Source organism: Streptomyces sp. NPDC036984, from assembly GCF_055607665.1.
Genome location: NZ_JBVJRL010000003.1, coordinates 70,637 through 78,847, shown reverse-complemented (window position 1 = coordinate 78,847; position 8,211 = coordinate 70,637). Strand labels below are relative to the sequence as shown.

Here is an 8,211-nt window from a genome sequence, read left to right as displayed (position 1 = left end):
TTCAGTGGCCCTGTTCGGCCATACGCCGACGCAGACTCAGCGGGCGCATATCGGTCCAGACCTGCTCAATGTGGTCCAGGCACTCGTCCCGGGACCCTTCCACGCTCACCGCACGCCAGCCGGCCGGCAGGGGCTGGTCGGCGGCCCAGACGGAGTACTGCTCCTCGTCGTTGACCACAACGAGGTAGGTGTCGTCGGCAGTCATTGCTCTCCCTGAGATGTCGGCGGGTAAGCGGAGTCAGCCCTTCCACAGATGGCGGATGTCACCGAAGTGCCGCTCGACCCACGCGTCGGAGTAGATGGTGTCCACGTAGCGCTCGCCCCGGTCGGGCAGCACCAGCACGCAGTTGGCGCCCTCCGGGAGCCCGCCGGCCCGCCGTGCGGCCGCGCTGACCACGGCCCCCGACGAGCCGCCGGCGAGGATCACCTCGGCGCCCACGAGTCGACGGCAGCCGACCACGCAGTCCTGGTCGGTCATCCGTTCCACGGAGTCGGCCATGCCGTCGTAGTGCAGGGCGGGCCGCCGGGCCGCGCCGTGCCCGGGGACCAGCCGGCGGCAGCCCGGCTCCCCGAAGATGGCGCTGCCCACGGCGTCCACCGCGACGATGTGCGTGTCCATGCCGTGCTCGGCGATGTACCGGGCGCAGCCGTGGATCGTCCCGCAGGAACCGGTGGCGACGAACAGCACGTCGACCCGGCCGTCCAGGTCCCGCGCGATCTCCCGCATCAGCTGTTCCTGCGCTCGCGCGTTGAGGACGTTCGCGTACTGGTCGGGCCAGAACGCGCCCGGAATCTCCTCGGCGAGCTGCCGGGCGCGCCGGACCCTGGCAGCGAGGAAGTCGCCCGTCGCGGCGTCCGGTTGGGTGACCCGCTCCAGCTCCGCACCGTACGCCTCCAGCACGGCCAGGTTCTGCGCGGTGGTCCTCGGGTCCACCACACAGACGAACCGCAGGCCGAACCAGCGGCAGACCTGCGCCAGGCCGATACCGAGGTTGCCGGAGCTGGATTCGACGACGGTCGACTTCCCGGGCACCAGGCGGCCGCTCTCGATCGCGCCGGCCACCATGCCGATGGCCGCACGATCCTTCATGCTGCCTCCGGGGTTCATTCCCTCCAGCTTGGCGTGGAATCGGGCACGCGATTGCGGGAAGAGCCGCTCCAGCCGTACGAGCGGAGTCTCCCCGACCGTGGAGAGAATCCCGTTGCCGATGTGCACGCCGGTTACCCGTTCGCGGCCGCGTCTTCCGCCTGGAGGCGGGCTATGTATCCGGCGAGGTCCCGGAACGACTTGCCCTCGAATCCCTCCAGGCGTTCCAGGAGTTTGCAGTCGAGGATGTTCTCCAGTTCCAGCAGGACCTGAACCATGGAGAACGAGTCCAGGTCGGCCAGGCTCGCCGGCTCGGGGACGTCGGGCTGTTCCGCGCAGATCTTGATCGCGGTCTCCCGCACCGTTTTCTCGAGCGCGTCGACCACCTTCGGGTTCGGGTTCTCCAAGGCGTCGGACTTCGGCCCGAGTTCGTCATTCACCATGTGCTGTCAGCACCCTTCGGTTAATTCAACCGGTCATGACTTCAGGAAAGCCGGGCCGACACTAGACAGCCGTCCAGTGACCGGTCAACACGATGTCCCGCTGGCGGGACGAAGCCCCACCACCCGCGCTTGACACCGGGGTTGCCCCATGGTTGGTTCCGTGACCTGCGCATTGCACGAAGCGCTCGTGGCGTTTTTCCAGCATTCCAGCATTCACGGAACCGGGGGACGACAGCCGTGCTGTACCCACACACCGCGACCAAGCGAATAAAGCTCCGCCCGGCCGGTGCGGCGGACGCGCCCGCCGCCTACGACATTCTCTTCCGCAGCGGCAACGGCCCGCTCCCGCTGCTCGACAGCTACGCGGCCGATTTCCACAAGGGACTCTCCGCGTGTTTTATGATCCATGCCGCGGAAACGGACGACCTGCTGGGCTTCAGCACGCTGTCCGACCTCAAGCCCGCCGGTCATCTCCGAGCCGAGGTCAATCTCCGGCTGGGCACCCGTGAGGACCTGCGCTCCGAGGCGAACGCCCTCACCGTGAATTTCGCCTTTTCCATGTGGCGGACCCGCAAGGTGTACTTCGAGGTGACGGACCCGACGCTGGCGCGCATCGGATTCGGGCACCACACGAAGGCCATGCGCGCCGAGGCGGTCCTTCCCGACCACGTGTTCCTGCACGGAAAACTCCAGGACCTGCACGTCATCTCCTACGGACGGGACGACTGGCAGGTCCACGGCCTGGACTTTCTCCAGCAGGTGGTCTGACAGGGCGCAGGCCCGCCCGTTTCCGGTCGAATACCAAATCAGTCGAGCGCGGAGGTGTCACTGCGGTGACGACGTATGTCTGGGGCTATCTGACGGAATACGAGAAGGAGCGGTCCGACATTCTCGACGCCGTGGACACGGTGTTCCGCTCCGGTCAGCTCGTGCTCGGCGCGAGTGTGCGGGGGTTCGAGCAGGAGTTCTCCGACTACCACGGGCTCCCCCACTGTGTCGGCGTCGACAACGGCACCAACGCCCTGGTGCTGGGCCTGAGGGCACTCGGCATCGGCCCCGGTGACGAGGTCATCACGGTGTCCAACACGGCGGCACCGACCGTCGTCGCCATCGACGCCGTGGGCGCGAAGCCGGTCTTCGTGGACGTCCATCCCGACACGTATCTCATGGACGTCGACCAGGTGGCGGCGGCCGTCACCGAGCGCACCCGGTGCCTGCTGCCGGTGCACCTCTACGGCCAGTGCGTCGACATGGCGCCGCTCAGGGACCTGGCCGCACGGCACGGTCTGGCCCTCCTGGAGGACTGCGCGCAGGCCCACGGGGCCCGGCACCACGGCCGGCTGGCCGGCACCATGGGCGACGCGGCGGCGTTCTCCTTCTATCCGACCAAGGTCCTCGGCGCCTACGGCGACGGCGGCGCGACGCTGACCGCGAACGCCCAGGTCGACGCCAACCTGCGCCGACTGCGCTACTACGGCATGGAGACCACGTACCACGTCGTCGAACTGCCCGGCCACAACGCCCGGCTGGACGAGGTGCAGGCGGAGATCCTGCGCCGCAAGCTGGGACGGCTGGACGACTACGTCGCCCGGCGGCAGGCGATCGCCGAGCGGTACGCACAGGCCTTCGCCGGCACCGATCTGATCACCCCGGTGACCGCCCCCGGCAACACGCATGTCTACTACGTCTACGTGGTCCGCCACCCGCGCCGGGACGCGATCATCGAGGCGCTCAAGGAGCACGGCGTCCACCTCAACATCAGCTACCCGTGGCCGGTGCACACCCAGAAGGGCTTCGCCCACCTGGGCTACGGCGCGGGGTCGCTGCCGGTGACCGAGGCCGCCGCGCGGGAGATCTTCTCCCTGCCGATGTACCCCTCGCTCGCACCCGCCGACCAGGAGCGCGTCATCGACCTCGTGCACCGCGTCCTCGCGCAGGTCTGACTCGTGACCCCCACTCTGCACGCGAACATCGACGCGCCGCTGCTCGGCGACGGCCCGCTGACCTCCGCGGCCGGCTTCCACGCCTGGTGGGCCGAGCGGCACCGGACGGGCCGGTACCGGGTCGAGCAGGTCGCTCTCGCCGAGCTGCGGGACTGGGCGTTCGACCCGCGCACCGGCAACCTCGGCCATGCGAGCGGCCGTTTCTTCTCCGTCGAGGGACTGGAGGTCCGCGAGGGCAGCACGGCGACCTGGCAGCAGCCGGTCATCAACCAGCCCGAGATCGGCATCCTCGGCATCGTCGTCAAGGCGTTCGACGGCGTTCTGCACTGTCTGATGCAGGCCAAGATGGAGCCGGGCAACTGCAACGTCCTCCAGCTGTCGCCCACGGTGCAGGCCACGCGCAGCAACTACACCCAGGTCCACCGCGGCAATCGGACCCCGTATCTGGAGTACTTCACGGGGCCGGGACGCGGCGAGGTGCTGGTGGACGTGCTCCAGTCGGAGCAGGGCGCCTGGTTCTGGCGGAAACGCAACCGGAACATGGTCGTCCTGGTGACCGGGGACGTCCCCGTGCACGAGAACTACTGCTGGCTGAGCCTTGCGCAGCTGCGTGCGCTGACCCGGGTTGACAACCTCGTCAACATGGACGCGCGCACCGTGCTCTCCTGTATGCCCTTCGCCTTCCCGCAGGAGGCGGAGGCCGACGGCCGGGACGCCTTCCGGGACGCGCTCATCCGGTCGTACCAGTACCAGGCGGGCGAGCCCGGCGCGCGTCCCCGGCACAGTGCCGGGGAGATCCTGAGCTGGTTCATCGAGGCCAAGGCCCGCTGTGAGTGGTCGGCCCGGCTGGTGCCGCTGGGCGAGGTGGCGGGCTGGTCGCAGGACGGGCGGGAACTCAGTGACGAGGAGGGGCGGCAGTTCCGGGTCATCGGGGTCTCGGTGGAGGCCGGTGACCGTGAGGTGCGACGGTGGACCCAGCCGCTGCTGGCGCCGCGTGGCCGCGGGCGCGCCGTGTTCCTGGCGCGGGTCCTGGACGGCCTGCTGCACCTGCTGGTGCAGGCCCGGCCGGAGTACGGGCTGATGGACATGGTGGAGATGGCGCCGACCGTGCATCTGTTGCCGGGCGACGCCCTCGCCGGGATCGCAGACCCGCGGGTGCGCGAGGCGGTGCGCGATCCGGCGGGCCAGGGCCACACGGTCCGCTACGACACCGTGCAGTCCGAGGAGGGCGGCCGCTTCCACCACGCGCTCACGCGCTATCAGATCATCGAGACCGGCCCGGACTTCCCGGACACGGCACCACCCGGCCACCTGTGGGTGACGGTGCGCCAGCTCGTCGATCTGCTGCGCCACGGGCACTACCTGAACATCGAGGCCCGCAGTCTGCTGGCCGGACTGCACAGCCTGTGCTGACACACGGCTCAGCGGGACGACGCCGGGGCGGGTCAGGTCGAGGAGGGAATCGAGGAGTGCGGCTACTGTTCACGACCGCGCCGCTGCGCGGCCATTTCCACCCTCTGGTGCCGCTGGCCTGGGCCGCCCGGTCCGCCGGCCACGAGGTGCTGGTCGCCACCACCGGCGACTTCACCACGACCGTGGCCCGCTCGGGGCTGCCCGCCGTGTCCTGGGGACCCGCCACCGACATGGCCGCGCTGACCCACGCAGAGGCCCACGGCGGTTCCCCGGCGGCCGCCGGGGAACCGGGACGGCACGGCTCCGCCCAGCGGCGGCTCGCCCACGGCCGGGCCTTCGGACGCCTCGCCGAGGCGTGCCTGCCCGGCGCCCACGCCCTGCTCGACACCTGGCGCCCGGACCTCGTCGTGAGCGAGCGCGCCGAGTCGGCCGGACCGCTGGCCGCCGCCGCCCGGGGCATCCCGCACGTGGAGTTCCACTGGGGCGCCGCCGAACTGCCCGAGTACCGGGAGGGCGCCGCCGCCCGCCTGGACCGCGACCTGCCCGTGCCCTGGGAGATCCTCAACCCCTGGCCGCCCTCGCTGCGCCGCCCGTACGCCGCCCGGCACCGGACCCTGCGCAGCATCGACTACAACGGCGACGCCGAGATCCCGTCCTGGGCCCTCACCGCGCCGCACCGGCCGCGGGTGTGCATCACCTTCGGCACCCTCCTGCCCCGGCTGCGCGACCTGCCACTGCGCGCCACGATGACCCCGGTGCTGCGCCGCCTCGCCGAGCAGGACCACGAACTGCTCGTCGCCACCGACGAGGAGACGGCGGCCGGCTGGCCCGAGCTGGCCCGCTACGCCCACCGCGTCGGCCGCATCCCGATGGCCCAGGTGGTGCCCGGCTGCGACCTCCTGGTCAGCCACGGCGGGCAGGGCACGGTGCTGGCCGCGCTCGGCGCCGGGTGCCCGCAGCTGCTGCTGCCCCAGTTCGACGACCAGTTCGACAACGCCGACATGGTGCGGCAGGCCGGCGCCGGACGGTGCGTGACACCGGACCGGCTCACGCCCGAGGTCGTCGTGGACCAGGTCGAGTTCCTCCTCGCGGACTCCGGGTGCACGGCGCGGGCGGCCCGGATCGCCGAGGAGATCAGACGGCAGCCGCCCCTGTCCCGGACCGTGGACGCGCTGACGCGGTGGGCGGGCCCGCGCCGCGCGGCGGCCGGGGCCGGGCACCGCCAGCGTCCGAGCGACCACCGGAGTGTGATGTGACCATGTCCGCGGTGAAGGCCACCGAGATGGCCGTGCCCAACGCCTACCGGATCACCCCGACCCGGCATCTGGACCGGCGGGGCTACTTCTACGAGGCGTTCCGTGCCGAGGAGCTCGGTGAGCTGATCGGTTATCCGTTCGTGGTGCGGCAGGCGAACTTCTCGCGCAGCCGGGCCGGCACCCTGCGCGGTATCCACGGCACGGCCCTGCCACCGGGCCAGGGGAAGCTGGTGACGTGCGTCCGCGGTGCCGTCATGGACGTCGTGGTCGACCTGCGGGTCGGCTCCCCCACCTTCGGCCGGTACGACATCACCTACCAGGACGAGGAGTCGGGCATCGCCGTCTACCTCTCCGACGGCCTGGGCCACGCCTTCCTCGCCCTGACCGACGACGCGTGCATGAACTACCTGTGCTCCGAGGTGTACGTCCCCGGCACGATGATCGAGATCAACCCGCTGGACCCGGACATCGCGATCCCCTGGGAACTCAAGGGCCCGCCGGTGATGTCCGAGAAGGACGCGGGCGCCGTCGGGCTGCGGGAGGCCGCGGATTCCGGGCTGCTGCCGGGCTACGAGGAGTGCCTCGCGCACTACGCGGCCCTCGGGGCGTCCTCGGGGTGACGCCCCGCCGGGTACGGACCGGGTCAGCCGCGGCGGGACACCGCCCGGCCCAAAGAGCGCACCCCGCGCGCCACGCGCCGGACCGTCGGCGTGCGCGGCACGAAGGCCGCCATCACCGGTCTGCCGCCGGGCAGCCCGAGCCGGGTCAGCCGTCCCTGCGTGAAGTAACGCCGGGTACGGTCGTCCAGCCGGCGGGAGAGATAGTGCTCGGCCGTCGGCCGGAGTGCGGGGTGGCTGTCCGGCTGCATGGTGTAGCCGACGGTCTCGACCAGGCGGGCCAGCTCCTCGGACGCGGTCCGGGCGCCCTGGTGGAACGACCACGCGGTCACGGCCGGCGCGTCGGCCAGGTCGGGCAGGAGTGCGTCCACGATCGTCACGGGCACACGGTTGCTGTTCTGGTAGGGCCGCAGCCTTTCGAGCAGCAGCTCCGTGCCGGTCCGGGCCGCCGGCAGGCCGAAGAGGGACGCCGCCGTGAGCAGTGCCGTGGAGAAACAGCCCACCACCAGCGCCGGCCGCAGCTGCTGGTAGACCACCTCGGCGAGGACGGTCTCGCCGAGCACCCCGAACCCGACCCCGAGGCGCGCCGCTTCCTCCTCCAGGGCGCCGGCCCAGCCGGGCGGCGCCGAGGGGTGGGGCTTGAACACGATGTGCCGGTGGCCGAGCCGGGCGGCGCCGCGGAGCATCCGCAGGTGCAGCTGCTGCTCCTCCTCGGCGGAGAGGATGTCGATCGCGGACAGATACTGACCGAGCAGCAGCACCGGCCGGGTGTCCGTTGCCGGCCACACGTCCGTGGCGTGCTCGCCGAGTTCGTGCAGCACCCGGGTGAAGGTCTCGGTCGGCACGGGCTGCGGCTCGACGCCGAACTCCCGCAGCAGCAGCGGCCGGAGCCCGGGAACGAGGTCCACATGGAGCAGCCGCCGGATCCGGGCGCCCACCCGCGGGTCCAGCGCGCCCCGCGTCGGCCCGTAGCTCATCAGCCCGTCGGCATAGACATGGAGGGTGCTGTCGTCGAAGATCCGCGCCAGGGCGCGGGACGGGCCGCCCTGGATCGACTCGCACACGATCTCGACCTCCCCGTCGCCCAGGTGCCAGGTCCGGCGTAACGCCCGCTGCCACAGCACCGCGTCCTGTTCCCGGGGCATCCAGTCCATGGGATGGAAGGGCCGGATGAAGTCGTTCCAGGACCGGACCTCGTCGAACTCCGGGCGCAGCGCGGCGAATCCGCGCATGCGGTCGAGGGGAGTGCCCACCTCGGGTACCGCGGACGGATCGGTGACGACCAGGACGCGCCGGTGCCGCGACCGGGGCCCGAAGAGTCCCGCGCGGATCGCCGCGGTCACCGTGGCGGCGGCGTACTGCGTACAGGCGAGGAAGAGCTGGGTGGTGGGGGCGGCGGTTGTGACCATGCGGGGACCGTACCCCCGGCCGGTGCGCGACGCCCGGGCCGTC

General features: G+C 71.3%; 9 protein-coding genes. 5 read left to right on the top strand and 4 right to left on the bottom strand.

Annotated features, from left to right (window positions below):
* Nucleotide 1: 1 nt before the first annotated feature.
* From ACZ7DL_RS07240 to ACZ7DL_RS07230, 3 genes are read right to left on the bottom strand one after another with little or no spacing between them, the layout of a single operon-like run.
* Complete coding sequence (locus ACZ7DL_RS07240; protein ID WP_470772109.1) at nt 2-205, bottom strand: MbtH family protein; 204 nt, start codon at nt 203-205, stop codon at nt 2-4.
* A gap of 33 nt (nt 206-238) precedes the next feature.
* Nucleotides 239-1,216 carry a 2,3-diaminopropionate biosynthesis protein SbnA gene (gene sbnA / locus ACZ7DL_RS07235; protein WP_470772107.1) on the bottom strand — a complete coding sequence of 326 codons (978 nt, stop codon included), beginning with the start codon at nt 1,214-1,216 and terminating at the stop codon, nt 239-241.
* A 5-nt stretch (nt 1,217-1,221) separates the two neighbouring features.
* The gene (locus tag ACZ7DL_RS07230; RefSeq protein ID WP_470772106.1) at nt 1,222-1,530 is read right to left on the bottom strand and encodes a hypothetical protein; all 309 of its coding nucleotides are present in this window, start codon (nt 1,528-1,530) and stop codon (nt 1,222-1,224) included.
* A 237-nt stretch (nt 1,531-1,767) separates the two neighbouring features.
* Here ACZ7DL_RS07230 and ACZ7DL_RS07225 point away from each other — a divergent pair, with 237 nt between their 5' ends.
* From ACZ7DL_RS07225 to ACZ7DL_RS07205, 5 genes are all read left to right on the top strand, one after another.
* A complete protein-coding gene (locus ACZ7DL_RS07225; protein ID WP_470772105.1) occupies nt 1,768-2,298 on the top strand; it encodes a GNAT family N-acetyltransferase in 531 nt (176 codons plus the stop codon).
* A gap of 65 nt (nt 2,299-2,363) precedes the next feature.
* The gene (locus ACZ7DL_RS07220; RefSeq protein ID WP_470772103.1) at nt 2,364-3,473 is read left to right on the top strand and encodes a DegT/DnrJ/EryC1/StrS family aminotransferase; all 1,110 of its coding nucleotides are present in this window, start codon (nt 2,364-2,366) and stop codon (nt 3,471-3,473) included.
* A 3-nt stretch (nt 3,474-3,476) separates the two neighbouring features.
* A complete protein-coding gene (locus ACZ7DL_RS07215) occupies nt 3,477-4,886 on the top strand; it encodes an NDP-hexose 2,3-dehydratase family protein (protein WP_470772102.1) in 1,410 nt (469 codons plus the stop codon).
* A 56-nt stretch (nt 4,887-4,942) separates the two neighbouring features.
* Nucleotides 4,943-6,142: a glycosyltransferase gene (locus ACZ7DL_RS07210; RefSeq protein ID WP_470772100.1), complete on the top strand. Its 1,200-nt coding sequence runs from the start codon at nt 4,943-4,945 to the stop codon at nt 6,140-6,142.
* A 2-nt stretch (nt 6,143-6,144) separates the two neighbouring features.
* Nucleotides 6,145-6,762: a dTDP-4-dehydrorhamnose 3,5-epimerase family protein gene (locus ACZ7DL_RS07205; RefSeq protein ID WP_470772099.1), complete on the top strand. Its 618-nt coding sequence runs from the start codon at nt 6,145-6,147 to the stop codon at nt 6,760-6,762.
* A gap of 23 nt (nt 6,763-6,785) precedes the next feature.
* Here the strand turns inward: ACZ7DL_RS07205 and ACZ7DL_RS07200 are convergent, their stop codons facing one another.
* Complete coding sequence (locus tag ACZ7DL_RS07200; protein WP_470772097.1) at nt 6,786-8,168, bottom strand: polysialyltransferase family glycosyltransferase; 1,383 nt, start codon at nt 8,166-8,168, stop codon at nt 6,786-6,788.
* Nucleotides 8,169-8,211: the final 43 nt, after the last annotated feature.